Origin of the sequence: Saccharothrix deserti (assembly GCF_009769385.1) — a bacterium.
Lineage (GTDB): Bacteria > Actinomycetota > Actinomycetes > Mycobacteriales > Pseudonocardiaceae > Actinosynnema > Actinosynnema deserti.
Genome location: NZ_VKAB01000001.1, coordinates 245,055 through 261,987, shown reverse-complemented (window position 1 = coordinate 261,987; position 16,933 = coordinate 245,055). Strand labels below are relative to the sequence as shown.

At 71.3% G+C, this 16,933-nt stretch carries 19 protein-coding genes; 6 read left to right on the top strand and 13 right to left on the bottom strand.

The window, feature by feature from the left end:
• Positions 1 to 30: 30 nt before the first annotated feature.
• Positions 31 to 1,248: a uroporphyrinogen-III C-methyltransferase gene (cobA, locus tag FM051_RS12725; RefSeq protein ID WP_158843130.1), complete on the top strand. Its 1,218-nt coding sequence runs from the start codon at positions 31 to 33 to the stop codon at positions 1,246 to 1,248.
• Here the strand turns inward: cobA and FM051_RS12720 are convergent.
• Positions 1,193 to 2,134: a hypothetical protein gene (locus FM051_RS12720; protein WP_158843129.1), complete on the bottom strand. Its 942-nt coding sequence runs from the start codon at positions 2,132 to 2,134 to the stop codon at positions 1,193 to 1,195. The two genes, cobA and FM051_RS12720, sit on opposite strands and share 56 nt — an antisense overlap.
• An 87-nt stretch (positions 2,135 to 2,221) precedes the next feature.
• On the opposite strand from FM051_RS12720, the gene FM051_RS12715 reads away from it, so the two are divergent.
• Entirely contained in the window at positions 2,222 to 3,127 is a 906-nt protein-coding gene (locus FM051_RS12715; protein ID WP_158843128.1) for an ArsR/SmtB family transcription factor, read from the top strand.
• Between the two features lie 440 nt (positions 3,128 to 3,567).
• On the opposite strand, the gene FM051_RS12710 is transcribed toward FM051_RS12715, so the two are convergent.
• Positions 3,568 to 5,052, bottom strand: a complete 1,485-nt coding sequence (locus FM051_RS12710; RefSeq protein ID WP_420803590.1) for a DEAD/DEAH box helicase — start codon at positions 5,050 to 5,052, stop codon at positions 3,568 to 3,570.
• 185 nt (positions 5,053 to 5,237) lie between these two features.
• Positions 5,238 to 5,729: an HXXEE domain-containing protein gene (locus FM051_RS12705; protein WP_158843126.1), complete on the bottom strand. Its 492-nt coding sequence runs from the start codon at positions 5,727 to 5,729 to the stop codon at positions 5,238 to 5,240.
• A gap of 26 nt (positions 5,730 to 5,755) precedes the next feature.
• Here FM051_RS12705 and FM051_RS12700 point away from each other — a divergent pair, with 26 nt between their 5' ends.
• A complete protein-coding gene (locus FM051_RS12700) occupies positions 5,756 to 6,283 on the top strand; it encodes a TetR/AcrR family transcriptional regulator (RefSeq protein WP_158843125.1) in 528 nt (175 codons plus the stop codon).
• 7 nt (positions 6,284 to 6,290) lie between these two features.
• Here FM051_RS12700 and FM051_RS12695 read toward each other — a convergent pair whose 3' ends face one another.
• The 3 genes from FM051_RS12695 to FM051_RS12685 form a co-directional block, all read right to left on the bottom strand.
• Positions 6,291 to 7,259: a serine protein kinase RIO gene (locus tag FM051_RS12695; RefSeq protein ID WP_158843124.1), complete on the bottom strand. Its 969-nt coding sequence runs from the start codon at positions 7,257 to 7,259 to the stop codon at positions 6,291 to 6,293.
• A gap of 238 nt (positions 7,260 to 7,497) precedes the next feature.
• Complete coding sequence (locus FM051_RS12690) at positions 7,498 to 7,998, bottom strand: hypothetical protein (protein WP_158843123.1); 501 nt, start codon at positions 7,996 to 7,998, stop codon at positions 7,498 to 7,500.
• Positions 7,999 to 8,049: 51 nt separating this feature from the next.
• Positions 8,050 to 9,015, bottom strand: a complete 966-nt coding sequence (locus FM051_RS12685) for a helix-turn-helix domain-containing protein (protein ID WP_158843122.1) — start codon at positions 9,013 to 9,015, stop codon at positions 8,050 to 8,052.
• A gap of 86 nt (positions 9,016 to 9,101) precedes the next feature.
• On the opposite strand from FM051_RS12685, the gene FM051_RS12680 reads away from it, so the two are divergent.
• Positions 9,102 to 9,326 carry a hypothetical protein gene (locus FM051_RS12680; protein ID WP_158843121.1) on the top strand — a complete coding sequence of 75 codons (225 nt, stop codon included), beginning with the start codon at positions 9,102 to 9,104 and terminating at the stop codon, positions 9,324 to 9,326.
• Positions 9,327 to 9,386: 60 nt separating this feature from the next.
• Here the strand turns inward: FM051_RS12680 and yaaA are convergent, their stop codons facing one another.
• The 3 genes from yaaA to FM051_RS12665 all read right to left on the bottom strand — a co-directional run bounded on the left by yaaA (position 9,387) and on the right by FM051_RS12665 (position 11,069).
• Complete coding sequence (gene yaaA, locus FM051_RS12675) at positions 9,387 to 10,130, bottom strand: peroxide stress protein YaaA (protein ID WP_158843120.1); 744 nt, start codon at positions 10,128 to 10,130, stop codon at positions 9,387 to 9,389.
• A 427-nt stretch (positions 10,131 to 10,557) separates the two neighbouring features.
• On the bottom strand, positions 10,558 to 10,911 hold the full coding sequence (locus FM051_RS12670; RefSeq protein ID WP_158843119.1) for a VOC family protein: 354 nt from the start codon (positions 10,909 to 10,911) through the stop codon (positions 10,558 to 10,560).
• 11 nt (positions 10,912 to 10,922) lie between these two features.
• Entirely contained in the window at positions 10,923 to 11,069 is a 147-nt protein-coding gene (locus FM051_RS12665) for a hypothetical protein (protein ID WP_158843118.1), read from the bottom strand.
• A gap of 327 nt (positions 11,070 to 11,396) precedes the next feature.
• Between FM051_RS12665 and FM051_RS12660 the strand changes: the two genes are divergently transcribed.
• A complete protein-coding gene (locus tag FM051_RS12660; protein WP_158843117.1) occupies positions 11,397 to 13,142 on the top strand; it encodes a proline--tRNA ligase in 1,746 nt (581 codons plus the stop codon).
• A 55-nt stretch (positions 13,143 to 13,197) separates the two neighbouring features.
• Here the strand turns inward: FM051_RS12660 and FM051_RS12655 are convergent, their stop codons facing one another.
• From FM051_RS12655 to FM051_RS12640, 4 genes are all read right to left on the bottom strand, one after another.
• The gene (locus FM051_RS12655; RefSeq protein WP_158843116.1) at positions 13,198 to 13,884 is read right to left on the bottom strand and encodes an HAD family hydrolase; all 687 of its coding nucleotides are present in this window, start codon (positions 13,882 to 13,884) and stop codon (positions 13,198 to 13,200) included.
• Positions 13,881 to 14,588: a DUF8017 domain-containing protein gene (locus FM051_RS12650; RefSeq protein WP_158843115.1), complete on the bottom strand. Its 708-nt coding sequence runs from the start codon at positions 14,586 to 14,588 to the stop codon at positions 13,881 to 13,883. The genes FM051_RS12655 and FM051_RS12650 overlap by 4 nt, the downstream gene beginning before the upstream one ends.
• Complete coding sequence (locus tag FM051_RS12645) at positions 14,585 to 15,514, bottom strand: DUF8017 domain-containing protein (protein ID WP_158843114.1); 930 nt, start codon at positions 15,512 to 15,514, stop codon at positions 14,585 to 14,587. Before FM051_RS12645 ends, FM051_RS12650 begins: the two co-directional genes overlap by 4 nt.
• Positions 15,515 to 15,629: 115 nt before the next feature.
• Positions 15,630 to 16,037, bottom strand: a complete 408-nt coding sequence (locus FM051_RS12640) for a YjbQ family protein (protein WP_158843113.1) — start codon at positions 16,035 to 16,037, stop codon at positions 15,630 to 15,632.
• An 83-nt stretch (positions 16,038 to 16,120) separates the two neighbouring features.
• Between FM051_RS12640 and FM051_RS12635 the strand changes: the two genes are divergently transcribed.
• Positions 16,121 to 16,897: an SDR family NAD(P)-dependent oxidoreductase gene (locus tag FM051_RS12635; protein WP_158843112.1), complete on the top strand. Its 777-nt coding sequence runs from the start codon at positions 16,121 to 16,123 to the stop codon at positions 16,895 to 16,897.
• Positions 16,898 to 16,933 lie beyond the last annotated feature (36 nt).

Genomic DNA, 16,933 nt, shown 5'->3' with positions numbered 1-16,933 from the left:
AGGACATGTCTGGTGTGGATGCTTCTACCCATGCACGGTGAACAGCACTACCTCGTGGGCCTGGACCTGACCGGTCGGCGGGTCGTCGTCGTGGGCGGCGGCACGGTCGCGCAGCGCAGGCTGCCCAGGCTGGTCGCGGCGGGCGCCAGGGTCGAGGTGATCTCGCCCGAGGTGACCCCGGCCGTCCAGGGCATCGTGGACGGCGGTGAGGCGACCTGGCACGCCCGCGAGTACGCCGACGGCGACCTGGACGGCGCCTGGTACGTGCTGGCCTGCACTTCTTCACCCGAGGTGAACGCCAAGGTCACGGCGGACGCCGAGGAGCGCCGCGTGTTCTGCGTGCGCGCCGACGTCGCCGTGAAGGGCACCGCCGTGACGCCCGCGGTGGGTGAGCACGACGGTCTGCTGCTCGGTGTCCTCGCCGGCGGCCAGCACCGGCGTTCGGCGAGCGTGCGGGACGGTCTGCTGGCGGCGCTGCGCGACGGTTCCATCGCCGACCACCACGACCAGCCGGCGGGCGTGGCCCTCGTCGGCGGCGGCCCCGGTGACCCGGACCTGATCACCGTGCGCGGGCGCAGGCTCCTGGCCAGGGCGGACGTCGTGGTGGCCGACCGGCTGGCGCCGCGCGAGCTGCTGGACGAACTGCCGCCGCACGTCGAGGTGGTGGACGCGGCGAAGATCCCGTACGGGCGTGCCGCGACCCAGGACTTCATCAACACCACGCTCGTCGACCACGCCAAGGCCGGCCGGTTCGTGGTCCGCCTCAAGGGCGGTGACCCGTACGTGTTCGGCCGGGGTTTCGAGGAGCTGATCGCGTGCGCCGAGGCCGGTGTGCCGGTCACCGTCGTGCCGGGCGTGACCAGCGCGTTCGGGGTGCCGGCGCTGGCGGACGTGCCGGTCACGCACCGGGGTGTCGCGCACGAGGTGGTGGTCGTGTCCGGCCACGTCGCGCCGGACGACCCGAGGTCGCTGGTCGACTGGTCGGCGCTGGCCGGGCTGAGCGGCACGGTCGTGATCCTCATGGGTGTGGAGCGGGCGGCGGCGTTCGCGGACGCCCTCATGGCCGGTCGTCCGGCTGACACCCCGGTGTCGGTGATCCAGGAGGGCAGCACGCGGACCCAGAAGGTCGTGCAGTCCACACTGGCCTCCCTGGCCGCGGACATCGCCGAGCACGGCATCCGCCCGCCCGCGATCATCGTTGCGGGACCGGTTGCCGGACTGGCGAAGGAACTCCCGTTCCGCTCCTGAGCGCCCACCCCGCCCCGGCGGCGACGACCGCGACGAGCCCGAGCAGGGCGGCCCACGTCGTGCCGCCGGGGTGGATCAGCGACTCGCCGCGCAACGCCTGCCAGGTGAGCACCACGAGCAGCCCGAGGTAGCCGAGCGCGGCCACGCCGACCAGGCGGGTGCGGACCCGTTCGGCCAGCCCCAGCGCGACCAGGCCCAACGCCAGCAGGATCATCACCTGGAGCCCGTGCATCCCGACGAAGTGCGGGACGCGCAGGTCGCCGCCGGTGGTGCTCCACCCCGTGAGCGGCATCCCGGGGCCGCCGTCGGGCACGCCGACGCTGTGCCCGCTGACCAGTTCGACCGGTTGGCCGTTCGCGTCGACCGCGGTGGTCCCCGTCTGCTGGAACACCATCAGGTAGCCGGTGAACATGCCCAGGATCGCCAGCCACAGCCCGCCGCGCACGGCCCACCGGACGTCCGGCGTCCCGAAGCGCTGGAACGACAGGACGAGCGCCAGCACCACGTTGGCCAGGAACATCGCCGGGATCGCGATGGCGAACGTGCCCTGCGTGAACTGGTTCAGCGGGTCGTCGGACGTGTTGTAGTGGGTGAACATGCCCCGGGCCGACTGGATGGCGATCAGCCCGACCTCCATGAACATGATCGCCGCGATCGTGGTGGCGGCGCCGGACGTCCACCGCCGTCCCTTGTGCGGCAAGGAGAGCATCCACGACAGCGTCGCCGAGTAGACCGCCAGCGACACCGCGAACTTGAAGGGCTTCGCCCACACCGACGAGCCCTGCAGCACCCGTCCGTCGAGGAGCAGCGCCACCGCGCACCCCACCGCACCCACCGCCATCACCACGGCCAACCACAGGGTGGGCCGGTGCCACGTCTTCGTCATGGCACGAGCCTCGCGTGACGGGCCCTCAAGATCACTGGTGCGGGCACGACACTCGAAGGTAGGGCTGGCCATGCCTCCGGTGGGACAATGGCCGTCGAGGGCAGCCCACGACGGCGGGCCGCGCGGAACGGGGACGGCGTGGCGGTGTGGGTGCGGCTGGCCGGGGTGGGACTGGCCAAGGTCCGGTTCGCCTACTCGCCGGTGTTCGAGACGGTGATGGCGGTCGACGGGCTGCGCGATCCCGGCGCGCACGCCGTGCACCTGCCGTGGGTGCGGTGGGCGAGGGAACGCCTCGACGGGATCCCCGGCCTGGACGCGTTGTCCGCCCGGCTGCAAGGCCCGGTGAAACCGGCCGACCTGATGCCGGTGCCGGACGTCCGCATGTCCGATCTCGACGCGGAGTTGCGGCACATCGCGCAACCGGAGGCGGACCTCATCCGGCGCTGCCACGACCGGCTCATCGCACCGCACTGGAAGCGCATCACCGCCGTCCTCGAAGCCGATATCGCGGCACGCGCGGCGACCCTCGCCGACAAGGGGGTGGAGGCGGTGTTCCACGACCTGCACCCCGAGGTCACGTGGGCGGACGGCGAACTGGTCCTGCACCGCAGACCCGAGCACCGGGTGGACCTGACCGAACACGGTCTCGTGCTGTGCCCCAGCGTGTTCTGCCGGCCGAAGGCGTGGATCGCGCTCGACCCCGTCGGTCAGGGCGTGCTGCGCTACCCGGCACGCGGCATCGGCACGCTGTGGGAGGAGCGGGAGACACCGCACGACCTGGCTGCCCTGATCGGCCGCACCCGGGCCCACCTGCTCACGTTGCTGGAAGCCCCGAAGAGCACGACCGACCTGGCGGCGGCGCTCGGCGTCACGGCGGGTGCGGTCTCACAGCACATCGGTGTGCTCCGGGCGGCCCGGCTGGTGACCACCCGGCGGGAAGGGCGTCACGTCCTGCACATGCGCACGACCCGGGCCGACGCGCTGATGAGCTGAGTCACGCGGTCTGGGGCACGCGGTCTGGGTCACTCGGTCCGGGAGTCGAGGCGCAGGCCGAGTTCGTGCGCGGGCTCGATCACGTGCCCGTGCTCGCAGACGGGCACCAGCGAGACGCCGCAAGGGCTTCCTGGCCGACGTGGTGAAACCGCTCCAGGACAAGGAGGAACCGGTGTACGTCGTGCCGGGCTCGAACGCCGAGACCCACGTCCGCAAACGCTTCCCCCACAAACCGTCCGCCAGGTGTCGAACGGCCTCTGAACCGCACCACTCGCCCGTGCACTTGCCCGCGCCGCTTGCCCCGTGCCGTTTGTCCGCACCACGCCGGAAACGGCAAAGCAGGAGTCCCCCGCCAAGGGGACCCCTGCTTTTAGCCTGCCAGAGGGGTCTGACAATTTCGGGTCGTCAGGCCCCGGTGAACCGGTACTCGAACCGGTGAACTAGTGCTGCGCCACCCGGCGCGGACGGCCCGAAGAGGAGCCGCGGTCACGGTCGCGGTCGAAACGGCCGCCGCGGAAACCGCCGCCGCCGCTGCTGCCGCCACTGCGCCGCGGGCCACCGCCACCGCCGCCACCGCGACGAGCGCGGACCGGCACCTCGGGCTCGGCCACCGGGATGCCGCTGGGCACCCGCGCGCCGGTGATGCGGACCAGGTCCTCGTCACCCGGGCGGACCTTCGTCGACACCGGACGGATACCCGCCCGCGCCGTCAGGCCCTGCACGGCACGCCGCTGGTCGTGCGTGACCAGCGTGACGACCGTCCCGGACTGACCGGCCCGCGCGGTGCGCCCGGCCCGGTGCAGGTAGTCCTTCGGGTCGGCCGGCGGGTCGACGTGCACGACGAGGCTCACGTCGTCCACGTGGATGCCGCGCGCCGCCACGTCCGTGGCGATCAGCACCGGCATCGTGCCCTCGCGGAACTGGCCGAGCACCCGCGTACGCGCGCTCTGCGCCTTGCCGCCGTGCAACGCACCGGCGTGCACGCCCATCGACCGCAGCTTCTTGGCCAACCGGTCCACGTGGTGCTTGGTGCGCACGAACATGATCGTGCGGCCCTCGCGCGCGGCGACCTCGGTGACCACGTTCTGCTTGTCCTCGGCGGACACGAACAGCAGGTGGTGCTCCATCGTGGTGACGCTGCCCGTGGGCGGCGAGACCGAGTGGACCACCGGGTCGTGCAGGTACTGGCGGACCAGCTTGTCCACGTCGCCGTCGAGCGTCGCGGAGAACAGCAGCCGCTGGCCGTTCTGCGGGGTCAGGTCGAGGATCGCCCGGACCTGAGGCATGAAGCCCATGTCCGCCATCTGGTCGGCCTCGTCCAACGCGGTGAACATGACCTCGGACAGGTCGGCCGTGCCCTGCCGGACGTGGTCCGACAACCGGCCGGGGGTGGCGATCAGCAGGTCGACACCACGGCGCAGCGCGTCGATCTGACGCGGGAACGACGTGCCGCCGACGACCGTGCGGCACCACAGGCCCAGCGAACGGGCGAACGGGTTGAGGGCTTCCTCGACCTGCATCGCCAGCTCACGGGTGGGCACCAGCACGAGGGCGCGCGGCTTCAACGGCTTGGCGCGACCGCCCGCGAGGCGGGACAGCAGCGCCAGACCGAACGCCAGCGTCTTGCCGGAGCCGGTCTGACCGCGGCCGAGGAGGTCGCGGCCCGCCATCGCGTCCGGCAGCGTGGCGGCCTGGATCGGGAACGGGTCGGTGATGCCGGCCTGGGCGAGCGCGCCCAGCAGCTCATCGGACAGGCCCAATTCGGCGAACGAGGGCAGCGGGCCCTCGGGCATGGTGCTCTCGACGTGGTCGGGAATGGTGGTCGCCAGCTCCGCACTGGAAGCGGGACGACGGTTGCCCTGGCCTGGGCGCCTGCTACTACGGGGCTTGCGGAACTGCGGGCGCTCGGAACGGCCTTGGGACATTGTCGGCAAAACAAACCTCCGGGACACGGCACGTCTCGAGGATTGCTCTGCTCAGCAGGCGCGATCGCGGGGACGGGCCCGGCGCGCGGTTCGCGCCGATAGTGGTTGGGAAGCACCACCGGCCACTCTGGCGGCCTGGGGCGCTCTGTGGCGCCACCGGGCGGTGCACCACTCAGTCTAGCTGATCACGAGCCGGAGTTCGGCACCGCGGCGGTGTTCTCGCGCACACGCGTCGCGAAACGGGCGATCCCGTGCGCCGCACCGATGATCACCGGGAACCACAAAAGCCCACGTGGCGACGGCTTTACGTGGATACCGGCACGGTGGAGTTGACGTAGTGCCCACAAACTGAACGGGGCCACCACGATCGGTGCGGTGACCACGCCGGGCGTGTAACCGCGGAACACCGCGCCGCTGACGACGTGCGTGACGGCGTGCAGCCCGAAACCGGCGAGCACGGACTGGAAGAGCTTCGACCGGCCGCCCGTGCGCGCCCCGTCCGCCGCCGCGGCCGCGATGACGACCCCGACCACGCCGATGGCGATCGCCGCCTCCGGTGTCGTGGTGGTCGGCACGTGCCTGTGCCGCCGCGTCCAGCGCGCCATGGTCGCCAGCTCTTCGAGGTCGTGCACGACCCACGCGGCGAGCAACCCCCAGGTGACCTTCTTGCTGACCATGGCACTTACGTTACATGATGTAACGCATGTCTGGACGGCCGCGGAGCACCCACATCGACCGAGCGTTGACCAGGGCCACGCTCGACCTGCTGGAGGAAGTCGGCTTCGACGCGTTGACGCTCGACTCGGTCGCCGCCCGTGCCGGCGTGAGCAGGCCCGCCCTCTACCGGCGGTGGCCGACCAAGCTGCACCTCGTCGCACACGTCCTGCTCACCGACGTGGTGCCGATGACCGACCCCGACACCGGCAGCGCGCGCGAAGACCTGCTCCACCTGGCGACCACGCTGGTCGACGGCCTGTCGTGGGTCGTCCTCGCGGTGCACGCCGAGGCCCGCCGGGTCCCCGGCCTGGTGGACGGGTTCCTCGCGGACCGGCACGCCCTGGTCGACGAGATCGTGCGGCGGGGCGTGGCGCGCGGCGAGCTCCGGGCCGATGTCGACCCGGAGCTCGTGCGCGACCTGCTGTTCGGCCCGCTCGTCTACCACTGGCTGGCCACCGACGGAACCCGCCCGCCGGACACCGTCTTCGACCTCGTCTGGCCCCTGTTCGGGTGAACTCCGGTCAACGAAGGCCCGCGATGTCCAACAACATCTCGGTGACCTCCCGCGGCTCGGCCGACTCCGGCGCCAGACCACGCGCGGTGAACCAACCGGCGACGTTGCGCACGTCCCGCTCCAGGAACTCCGGACCACGCGGGTTCGCCACCAGGTCCACCACCTGCGGCAGGTCGATCACGACCAGCCGCCCGTCGTGCACCATCAGGTTGAACGCCGACAGGTCGCCGTGCGCCAGACCCGCGGACGCCATCACACCCAGCGCGTCCACCAACTGCCGCCACAACCCCGCCAACTCGTCCGGCTCCGGCCGCAACTGCGCCAACCGCGGCGCCGCCGCACCGTCCGTGCCGACGAACTCCAACAACAACTCGGTGCCGTCACGCTGCACCGGGTAGGGCACCGGGGCGCCCAACTGCCACAGCGTCGCCAACGCGGCGAACTCGGCCACCGCCCACCGCTCCGCGATCAGGTTGCGGCCGAACGCGCTGCGGTTCGTCATCGCGCGCATCTCCCGCGACCGCCGCATCCGACGGCCCTCGAGATAGCCCGCGTCCCGGTGGAACAGCCGGTGGTCGTTGCTCCGGTACCGCTTCGCGGCCAGCAGGCACGCCCGACCGGTGCCGGGCATCGCGCGTTCCAGCAGGTGGACGTCCGCCTCCTTGCCGGTCTTCACGATCCCCAACTCGCGGTCCACCGCGGACAGGTCCGTGACCAGCCACGACGGGTGCGGCTTCGGCCCCTGGTCGGCATCGCCCCAGGTGGACCACCGATCACCGTCCGGCGGGACGTCCGCGGCGACCGCGTCATCCCGCATCTGGGCGAGGCGGTCCTTGGCCTCTTCGGTGAGCCGGCCACGACGGCCCGGCTCGACGTCGGCGTCACGGCGCGGCTTGGCCTTCTTGGCCCGCCACCGCAGGTCGTCGGCGTGGTCGAACTCGGATTCGAAATCTGAATACTGCTCGTGCTCGCGCACTGGATGGACTCCAGGTGAAGTGGGGTGATCGCCCCCACCCGGCGCGGTGTGGTCCTTCGCGCGGGTTCGCGTCAGGCGAGAGGGGCGAGCGGACGGGTCGGTGCCACGTCCCGGACAGCTGTCGCCATCTGGCACCTCCTCGACTCCCGCCGTGGTCTGCCACCACCGGCGCTCTGCGCGTTCGGACACAGGCTGCCCGGCCTCCCGGCACGGGGGCAACCGATTTATCGGCGGCGATCTACCGGGAGTCCACGCGGTAGCCGCCGCGCTGCCCCAACCAGGCCGCGGCCAACTGGCCGATCACCAGCGAGTCGTGCCGCAGCACGCGCTCGTCGTGCCACTGCGAGGCCAGCGGCGCGGCGGCCAGCATCCGGCGGCGCGCCACCGTGCTGAACTCCACCAACGCCGCCACCGCGTCCTCGACCTCGTGCTCGGCCAACGGCTCGGGCGTCGTGTCGCCGGGCAGCGCGAGCACCGTGTCGGCGAACGTCGCCGTCGTGCCGAGATCGTGGGTGAGCTGGTGTTCCACCGACTCCGCGTTCATCTGCCGCCGCCGCCACGTCAGGTCCACCGAAGCCAGGCGCAGACCCAGCAGACGGGCCAGGCACAGTCCCGACCACACCCGCTTCAACGCCTCCGGCGCGTCCAGCGCGTCGGTCTGGAGGTCTTCGGTGATCCCGCCGAGCAGAGCGGGGGTGACCGGTTCGGCGGGTGTGTCGCCAGGTGTGTCGAGGCTCACCCGGTCATTCTGGCATTACCGTCACGACAGGTGACAAATCACTGCGCTGAGTCACGCGTTTGGCGGCTGCCGGTGTGAGAACGACCGTCGGTAGTCCATAGGTGGCACGCCCACCGCCGACGTGAAGTGGTGACGCAGCAAGGCGGCCGTGCCGAAACCGGAGCGGTGCGCGACGTCCTCCACGGTGAGCTGCGTCTCCTCCAGGAGCTGGCGGGCGCGCAGCACCCGTTGGGTGGTGAGCCAGCGGTGCGGGGTCGTGCCGGTCTCGGCCGCGAACCGGCGGGCGAAGGTCCGTTCCGACATGTTCGCCTGCTCGGCCAGGCTCGCGACGGTGTGCTCCTCGTCCAGTCGGTCCTGCAGCCACGCCAGCAGCGGCTGGAGGCTGTCGCCCTGGTGCTGCGGGGTCGGCAGCTCGACGAACTGGCGCTGACCGCCGTCGCGTTGCGGGGCGACGACCATGCGGCGCGCGATGGTCGCCGTGGTGACCGCGCCGAGTTCACGGCGGACCACGTGCAGGCACGCGTCGATGCCCGCCGCCGTGCCCGCACTCGTGACGATGTCGCCCTCGTCCACGAACAGGACGTCCGGGTCGATCTTGGCGTTGGGGAAGCGCTCGGTGAACTCGGCGACGTGGCGCCAGTGGGTGGTGCAGCGGCGGTCGTCCAACAGGCCCGCCGCGCCCAGGATGAACGCGCCGCTGCAGACGGAGAGCAGCGTGCTGCCGCGTTCGTGGGCGTTGCGGAGGGCTTCGATGACGAGCGGTGGGTACTCGTCGCGGATCTTCGCGGCCGGGACGGCGACCAGGTCGGCCTGTTCGAGCGCGTCGAGGCCGTGGTCGGGGGTGAGCGACGCGCCGACGCCGGTGCGGATCGGTTCGCCGGGGCGCTCGCCGCAGACCCGGAAGTCGAACGGCGGGACGCCCTCCTCGGTGCGGTCGATGCCGAAGACCTCGCAGATCACGCCGAACTCGAACGGCGCCAGGCCGTCGATGACCACGGCGGCAACGGTGCGGAGCATGTGGTCATCGTACTTGGCTGGATTTTGATGCACAACGGCATGACTGCCAATTGTGGCGGTTTCTTGTGCACCGCACAGTTAGCGCCATGACTGCGATCCTGTTCGCCCTGACCGTCGTCGCACTCGTCGTCTACGGCCTGGAGCGCAACCACCAACGCCAGATCCGCCTGGGTTCCCGCCTCGCCGGCAGCACCGACGTGGACGACCGAGACCTGCCCCGCGTGCAGCGCGAACTGCACGCCACCGCAGTGCACTCCACCCCGCCCCGTGCCGTCCCCCGCCTGACGATCAGCTCAGTCCACCCGGTCTAGACCACACGCACCGGACCTGATCACCCGCCACCCGCCCCGATCACCCGTCACCGGACCTGATCATGCGTCAACGATCAGATCAGCGGCACGCACCCCAGTGGGTTCGATCCGCAACCCGGCCTTCACCGCAACCCGGATCAACCCCTTGAGATCGCCCGGCTCCGACCGCGACTTGACGATCGCCTGGGCAAGCCTGCCCTTGTGCGCCTTGTTGAAGTGGCTGACCGCATTGCGGCGCCCCTTCGCATCCTCGGTGACAACGCGAACCACCACCGCGTCGGGGATGCGCGCGAGCGAGTTGTACGGACTGGACCGCAGGTCCACGACGAACTCGTCAGCCGACGCCAGAACCGGCTCCAACACCGGCCGCCACAAGCCGCCGAGCGGCCCGACGGACGGCACCACGCTGCCCCCGGACAGCCGGTAAGCCGGAATCGGGTCGCCGCCACCGACGACCCCGAACAGCGCCGACGCCACCGAGAGTCGAGCGAAGGCACGCGCTCTCTCGGCCTTGGTGAACGCCCCGAGGTCGAGCGCGTCGTAGAGCACCCCGGTGTACCGCGCGAGGGCGGGCAACGTGGGGGAGCGGCGGAGCTCGGCGTTCCGCTCCACCTCACCGGCCTGGCGCTCGGACAGGCCGAGCGCGGCGAGGCTGGCGGGGACGTCGGCGGCGAGGTCGACCAGGGCGTCGACCAGCTTGCCCCGCACCGGGGTGAGCTCCGGGTGCGAGAGCTGGTCGAGGTCGAGCGGGGCGCCGGAGCCGCCGAGGGCCTTGGTCTCCGACGGGGGGAGCAGTACCAACACGACGGGGAAGCCTATGCGCTCCCGCGCCCCGGCTCTGCCACCTGCTCGTCGGCGTCACCTGCTCGTCGTGCTCGTCGGCTCCCGGCTTCGTCACCTCGCCCGTCCGGCTCCGTCACGCGCTCGTCGGCTCCGCCACTCCCTCCGTCAGCCCTGTGTCGCGTCCGTTGTCCCTGGTTATCCCTGTCGCGCTCCTGTTGTTCGTCGGCCTGCGCCTACCCCTGCCCTCCGCCCCTGCCCTCCGCCAAGCCCTGTCGTGGTCGCCAGCCATGGCGTGGTGCGCTCGTTCCTTGCCACGATGCCCCGCCGCGCCGTGCCGCCTCCTTCTTTCCCGGCAACGAAATTGGAGGTCGGAAAAGTGCCCGTTTGCGGCCGGTTAGCTCGTTAGGGTGATCTTGGGGACGTGGGTCGGCGGCTGCTCCGCCGCTGGTCAGCCCATTTGGCCGATGCAGAACTGGTTGCCGTCCGGGTCGGCGAGCACGGTCCACGTCAGGCCTGGGACGGTGTGCTCGGCCACCTCCGTCGCACCGAGGCCGACCAGTCTCGCCACCTCGGCGACGCGGTCCTCCACGTGCGAGTCGAAGTGCACCCGGTTCTTCCCCGGCGTCGGCTCGTCCACCCTCTGTAACCCCATTTGCAACCCGCCGTCACCGCCGACCGGCTCGAGGATCAGGAACTCGCCCCAGTCGTGCTGGATCGACGTGCCCAGCGCCTTCGTCCAGAAATCCGCCAAGCGGTGCGGGTCCGTCGTGTCGATGGTGATCATGCCGATGGTGATGGTCATGCCGGGGCACGCTAGACCCGACCACCGACAATTCCCGCTGCCGACGCGATGACGTGCGACAACGCCTCCGGTTGGGACAGGAACGGGTGGTGCCCCGACGCCTCCGTGATCACCATTCCGCCGTACGAGTGCCCGACCAGCACCGCAGGCACGGACACGGCCTCCACCACCGCCGACACGTCGGCCCGCAGGTCACCCCGTCACCGCAACTGGGCAACTCCACCGCCACCGACCGCAACCCCGATGCCTCCAGCGGCGCGACCATCCGGTGCCACCACCACGCCGCGTCCTGCACGCACGACCCGTGCACGAAAACCATGTCCATGAACGTCGGGTCACCACCTGCGCGGAAAGGAAGCTCGTTGTTCGCGTCGCGCGGAACCGTCAAGGGCACCCGACGGGGAGCCAGGCGTAACCCGTTGGAACTGATCAGACCCGGTTCACTACCCTTTCTCGGACAACCCGCGCCACGAGGAGCACCCACCGTGATCACGAGGATGTCGTCGCTGTTCCTGCGCACCCTGCGCGAGGACCCGGCCGACGCCGAAGTACCCAGCCACAAGCTGCTGGTCCGCGCCGGCTACGTGCGCCGCGTCGCGCCGGGCGGTTACTCGTGGCTGCCGCTGGGTCTGCGGGTGCTGCGCAACATCGAGCAGGTCGTGCGCGAGGAGATGGACGCCTTCGGCGCGCAGGAGATCCAGTTCCCCGCGCTGCTGCCGAAGGAGCCCTACGAGGCGACGAACCGGTGGACCGAGTACGGCCCCAACATCTTCCGCCTCAAGGACCGCAAGGGCGCCGACTACCTGCTCGGCCCCACCCACGAGGAGCTGTTCGCGCTCACCGTGAAGGGCGAGTACTCCTCCTACAAGGACTACCCGGTCACGCTCTACCAGATCCAGACCAAGTACCGGGACGAGGCGCGTCCCCGCGCGGGCATCCTGCGCGGTCGCGAGTTCGTCATGAAGGACTCCTACTCCTTCGACCTCACCGACGAGGGCCTCGCCCACTCCTACCAGCAGCACCGCGACGCCTACATCCGCATCTTCGACCGGCTGGGCATGGAGTACGTGATCGTGTCCGCCACGTCGGGCGCGATGGGCGGCTCGGCGTCGGAGGAGTTCCTGGCGGTCGCGCCGACCGGTGAGGACACCTTCGTCCGCAGCACGGAGTCCGGCTACGCGGCGAACGTGGAGGCGGTCACCACGCCCGCGCCCGCCGAGCAGGACCCGGCGGCGAAGCCCGAGGCGCAGGTGCACCACACGCCGAACACGCCGACCATCGAGTCCCTGGTCGCCTTCCTGAACGCCAACACGGACCGCACCTTCACCGCCGCGGACACCCTGAAGAACGTCCTGGTGAAGACGAAGAAGCCCGGCGACAAGGACTGGGCGCTGCTGGCCATCGGCCTGCCCGGTGACCGCGAGGTCGACCTGAAGCGCCTGGAGGCGGCGGTCGAGCCGGCCGAGGTGGCGATGCTGGAGGAGGCGGACTTCGCCCGCAACTCCTTCCTGGTGAAGGGCTACATCGGCCCGGCGGCGCTGCAGGCCAACGGCGTCACGTACCTGACCGACCCGCGCGTGGTGCGCGGCACGGCGTGGGTGACCGGCGCGGACAAGGCCGACCACCACGTGGTGGACCTGGTCGTCGGCCGCGACTTCACCCCCGACGGCACGATCGACGTGGCCGAGGTCCGCGAGGGCGACCCGTCGCCCGACGGCAAGGGCGTGCTGGTGGCCGCGCGCGGTATCGAGATCGGGCACATCTTCCAGTTGGGCCGCAAGTACGCGGACGCGTTCTCGCTGGACGCGCTGGGCCCGGACAGCAAGCCCATCCGGATCACCATGGGCTCGTACGGCATCGGCGTGTCCCGCCTGGTGGCCGCGATCGCCGAGCAGAGCCACGACGACCGCGGCCTGATCTGGCCCCGCAACGTGGCGCCCGCCGACGTGCACGTGGTCGTCGCGGGCAAGGACGAGACGCTGCTCGCGGGCGGGGAGATGCTGGCGGGCGAGCTGTCCGCGGCGGGCCTGAAGGTGCTGCTGGACGACCGCAAGGCGAGCCCCGGCGTGAAGTTCGCCGACGCCGAGCTGATCGGCGTGCCGACGATCCTGGTGGTGGGTCGCGGCCTGGTGAACGGCATGGTCGAGGTCAAGGACCGCCGCACGGGCGAGCGCGAAGAGGTGCCGGTCGACAACGCCGTCCAGCACCTGCTCGACGTCGTCCGCGGCTGAGCCTCGCCGGTCGGGGGCGGACCGCAGAACCGCGTTCCGCCCCCGCCGTCCGGCCCTAGCTGTGGTCGAGCACGGCGGCCAGCACGGCCGACGTGTCGGACAGGTCGCTCAGCACGATGTGCGCGCCGGCTTCCCGCAGTTCCGCGACGCTGCTGCGGCCGGTCGCCACGCCGATGGCGACGGCCCCGTGGTGCAGTGCGGCGTCCACGTCGTGCGGTGTGTCGCCGATGACCACGGACCGGAACTCGCGGGTGTGCTTGGCCGATGCCAGCCGCACCGCCTCCAGCACCAGCTCGGGCCGGTGTTCGGACACCGAGCCGTAGCCGCCGATCTCGAAGTCGACGTGCCCGTCCAGCCCGAACGCGGCCAGCTTGAACCGGGCGATCTCCACCAGGTTCCCGGTCACGACCGACTGCACGACGTTCTCCCGCGCCGCCAACGCCTCCAGTGCCGCCGAAGCGCCGGGCAGCGCGTGCCCCCGTGACGGCAGCAGCGCGCGTTCCCGCGTGGCCACGTCGATCAGCTCCGCGTGCAGCCGCGCCACCAGTTCCTCGGTGGGCTCCAGGTCGTGCGACGCCAGCAGCTCCAGCGTGATCGCGCGCTCCGTGCGGCCCGGAAAACTGGGCGTGTGCACGAGGTCCAGGCCCGCCGCCGCGCGCAACGCGGTGCGGTACCACTCGTGCCCCAGACCCCTCGCGTCGATCAACGTGAGGTCGATGTCCCACAGCACCAACGTGTTCACGACGGCCGCACGCTTTCCAGGATGCGCTTCACGTCGTCGTCCGACGGGCCCTCGGCCACGTGCGGCCCGCCCTCGGCGACGTTCAGCACGAAGACCGACACCTTGGACCCTTTCCGCATCGCCACCGCGCTGACCGTGGCCTTGGGCGCGTAGCAGGCGCTCGTGGACTTCGGCGTCACCTCGACGCTGACCCGGACCTCGCCGCCGTCCCCGGACTCGACGCGCGGCTCGGCGATCTCGGGCGGCGCGTCGTTGACGGTGTACCCGCCGCCGGCGATCCGGTTCACCAGCTCGGTGGCGACCTTCTCCGGGTCGTCGTCGGTGACGGACCCGGACATCGCCTGCGCCTGGATCATGCTGCGCCCCTGGCACTGGAACGGCCGGGACACGTACGACGTGGTCAGCGTGACCCGCCCGGACCCGCCGCCGCCGGTGGACTCCCACGACGGCGGCACCTCGTAGGCCAGGCCCGCCTGCAGGTCCTTCACCGGCAGCCAGTCCTCCTCGGGTGCGGCCGACGTGGTCGACGCAGACCCGGACGACGTGGGCGAGGCCTGGTCGTCCCCGGACTTCAGCAGCACGAGGGCCGTCACGCCGCCGCCGATGACGAGCACGGCGACCACGGCCAGCGCGATCCACAACGGCGCGCGGCTCGGTCGTTTCGGCGGTCGCTGCTGGTAGACGCCCAGCCCGGTGTAGCTCACGGGCTCAGCGGCTTGACGGAGTCGACCATCCCCTGGAGGTCGGCCTCCGTCGGCGGCTTGGGGTCGGCCGGACCGCCTTCGAGGTCGCCGTTGGCCATGAACACGTGGAAGCCCTTGTCGCCCCTCAGCACCAGGACCTTCACCATTCCCCTGGTGGCCAGGCACTCGTTGCCCGAGGTGGTGATCGTGGCGTCGACCTGCACGCCTTCGATATCGCCCGCGGTGCTGGGCAGCGTCACCCGCTTGGGCTCGCCGAGCTTGACCTCGAACTTCGGCGCGGACTTGTAGTACTGGGTGGCGAGCTTGTCGGCGAAGTCCTTGGCGACCGCGGTCAGATCGGTCTGCGGGACCACGACACCGCCCGCGCCGCCGCGGTTGTAGCCCGCGTCGCCGCAGTCGTAGGCGCCGACGACGGTGAGGCCGGTGAGCTTCACGTCCTTCATCGCGTCGACCGGTGCGCTGTTGGGCAGGGGCGTCCAGCCCTTGGGCACGTCGTAGCTGTACGACAGGGCCGGGACGGGCAGGCAGTTCCAGCCGGACTTGACGGGCTCGCAGGTGGTGCCCGGGTCGCTCGGCGTCGACTCGGAGGTGCTGGAGGCCGTCGTCGTGGGCGCGCTGCTGGAGGTGTTCTGGGCGACCGGCTGCGAGTCGTCCGGCCGGGTCAGCGCGAACGCGGTCACGCCGCCGCCGACGAGCACCACCACGACCGCGCCGATCGCGAGCCACAGCTTGGTCTTGTCCTTCTTGGGCGGGGGCTCGTCACCGCCGGAGAACACGCCGAGGCCGCCGTACGAGCCGGCGTATCCCTGCTGTTGGTAGCCCTGCGGTTGAAAGCCCTGCTGGGCGTGGCCGTGGTCCTGCGGGCCCCAGTCGCCCTGGCCGGGCTGGCCGCCCCAGCCGGACTGCCCGTCACCTGGGTAAGTCACGGGCCAAACCGTACCGTGTCCGATTGCGCCGCCTCCGGCGTCGCGGGCGAGGTCGCCTGGAGGTCGACCTCGCGGGGTGGCCGGCCTCTACCCGTTCCTGCTGCCCGGGAAGGCGCTACCCGGCGAGGAAGGTCAGCCGGACCTTGCGGACGGGGTTGTCGACGTTGGTGTCCACCAGGCAGACCGACTGCCAGGTGCCCAGCGCCAGCACACCGCCTAGCACCGGGATCGTCGCGTAGGGCGGCACCAGCGCGGGGAGCACGTGGTCACGGCCGTGACCGGGCGTCCCGTGCCTGTGCCGCCACCGGTTGTCGGCGGGCAGCAGCTGGCGCAGCGCGGCCAGCAGGTCGTCGTCGCTGCCCGCGCCGGTCTCCAGCACCGCCAGCCCGGCGGTGGCGTGCGGCACCCAGACGTTCAGCAGGCCGTCGCCGTCCACGCCGGTCAGGAAGTCCTCGCAGGCCCGCGTGATGTCGAGGACGACCTCGGTGGTGCCGGTGCGGATCTCGATCTCTTCGCTGCGCATGACCACAGAGCTTACGAACGGCGCCCGGCGCCCACGCGAAATCGCCGTGCGACTCCGTGCCCCGATCAGGCAAGATGCCGATCGTGATCCACACCGCGATCGTCACCGGGGCCAACCAGGGCATCGGCGCCGCGACCGCCAAGGCCCTCGCCGCCCAGGGCGTCAACGTCCTCATCACCTTCCTGTGCTTCGCGCCCGCGCCGGACCCGAGCACGCCGCCGGAGTACTTCACCGCCCGCGAGTCGGGCGCGGACGACGTGGTCGCCGCCATCACCGAGGCGGGCGGCAAGGCGCACGCCATCGAGGTCGACCTCACCGACCCGATGGCGCCCGCCCTGCTGTTCGACACCGCCGAGCGGGTCTTCGGACCGGTGGACATCCTGGTCAACAACGCCTCCAGCTGGGTGCAGGACACGTTCCTGGCCGCCGAGTCCGACCAGTTCGGCCGGGTGCTGCGGGCGGTCACGCCGCAGACGTTCGACGCGCAGTTCGCGGTGGACGCGCGGGCGGGCGCGCTGCTGATCGCGGAGTTCGCCCGGCGGCACATCGCGCGCGGCGGCAACTGGGGCCGCATCGTCGGCCTGACCTCGGGCGGCCCGCTCGGGTTCCCCAGCGAGGTGTCCTACGGCGCGGCGAAGGCGGCGCTGGACAACTACGCCATGTCCGCGGCGGCCGAGCTGTGGCCGCACGGCATCACGTCGAACGTGGTCAAGCCCGGCGTCACGGACACCGGCTGGGTCAACGACGCGGTCCGCGCGAAGCACGACGTGTCGCAGCCGGAGGACGTGGCCGGTGTGGTGGCGTTCCTGTGTTCCGACGCGGCGGGCAAGGTCACGAAGAACGTGATCAGCCTGCACTGACATCGCCCGACCTGACATTACCCGCTGGTAACATGG

Excerpts from the sequence above, each read along its gene's own strand:
- cobA (WP_158843130.1), top strand. The coding sequence starts at position 31 with ATGCACGGTGAACAGCACTACCTCGTGGGCCTGGACCTGACCGGTCGG.
- FM051_RS12720 (WP_158843129.1), bottom strand. The coding sequence starts at position 2,134 with ATGACGAAGACGTGGCACCGGCCCACCCTGTGGTTGGCCGTGGTGATG.
- FM051_RS12715 (WP_158843128.1), top strand. The coding sequence starts at position 2,222 with ATGGCCGTCGAGGGCAGCCCACGACGGCGGGCCGCGCGGAACGGGGAC.
- FM051_RS12710 (WP_420803590.1), bottom strand. The coding sequence starts at position 5,052 with ATGTCCCAAGGCCGTTCCGAGCGCCCGCAGTTCCGCAAGCCCCGTAGT.
- FM051_RS12705 (WP_158843126.1), bottom strand. The coding sequence starts at position 5,729 with ATGGTCAGCAAGAAGGTCACCTGGGGGTTGCTCGCCGCGTGGGTCGTG.
- FM051_RS12700 (WP_158843125.1), top strand. The coding sequence starts at position 5,756 with ATGTCTGGACGGCCGCGGAGCACCCACATCGACCGAGCGTTGACCAGG.
- FM051_RS12685 (WP_158843122.1), bottom strand. The coding sequence starts at position 9,015 with ATGCTCCGCACCGTTGCCGCCGTGGTCATCGACGGCCTGGCGCCGTTC.
- FM051_RS12680 (WP_158843121.1), top strand. The coding sequence starts at position 9,102 with ATGACTGCGATCCTGTTCGCCCTGACCGTCGTCGCACTCGTCGTCTAC.
- FM051_RS12670 (WP_158843119.1), bottom strand. The coding sequence starts at position 10,911 with ATGACCATCACCATCGGCATGATCACCATCGACACGACGGACCCGCAC.
- FM051_RS12640 (WP_158843113.1), bottom strand. The coding sequence starts at position 16,037 with ATGCGCAGCGAAGAGATCGAGATCCGCACCGGCACCACCGAGGTCGTC.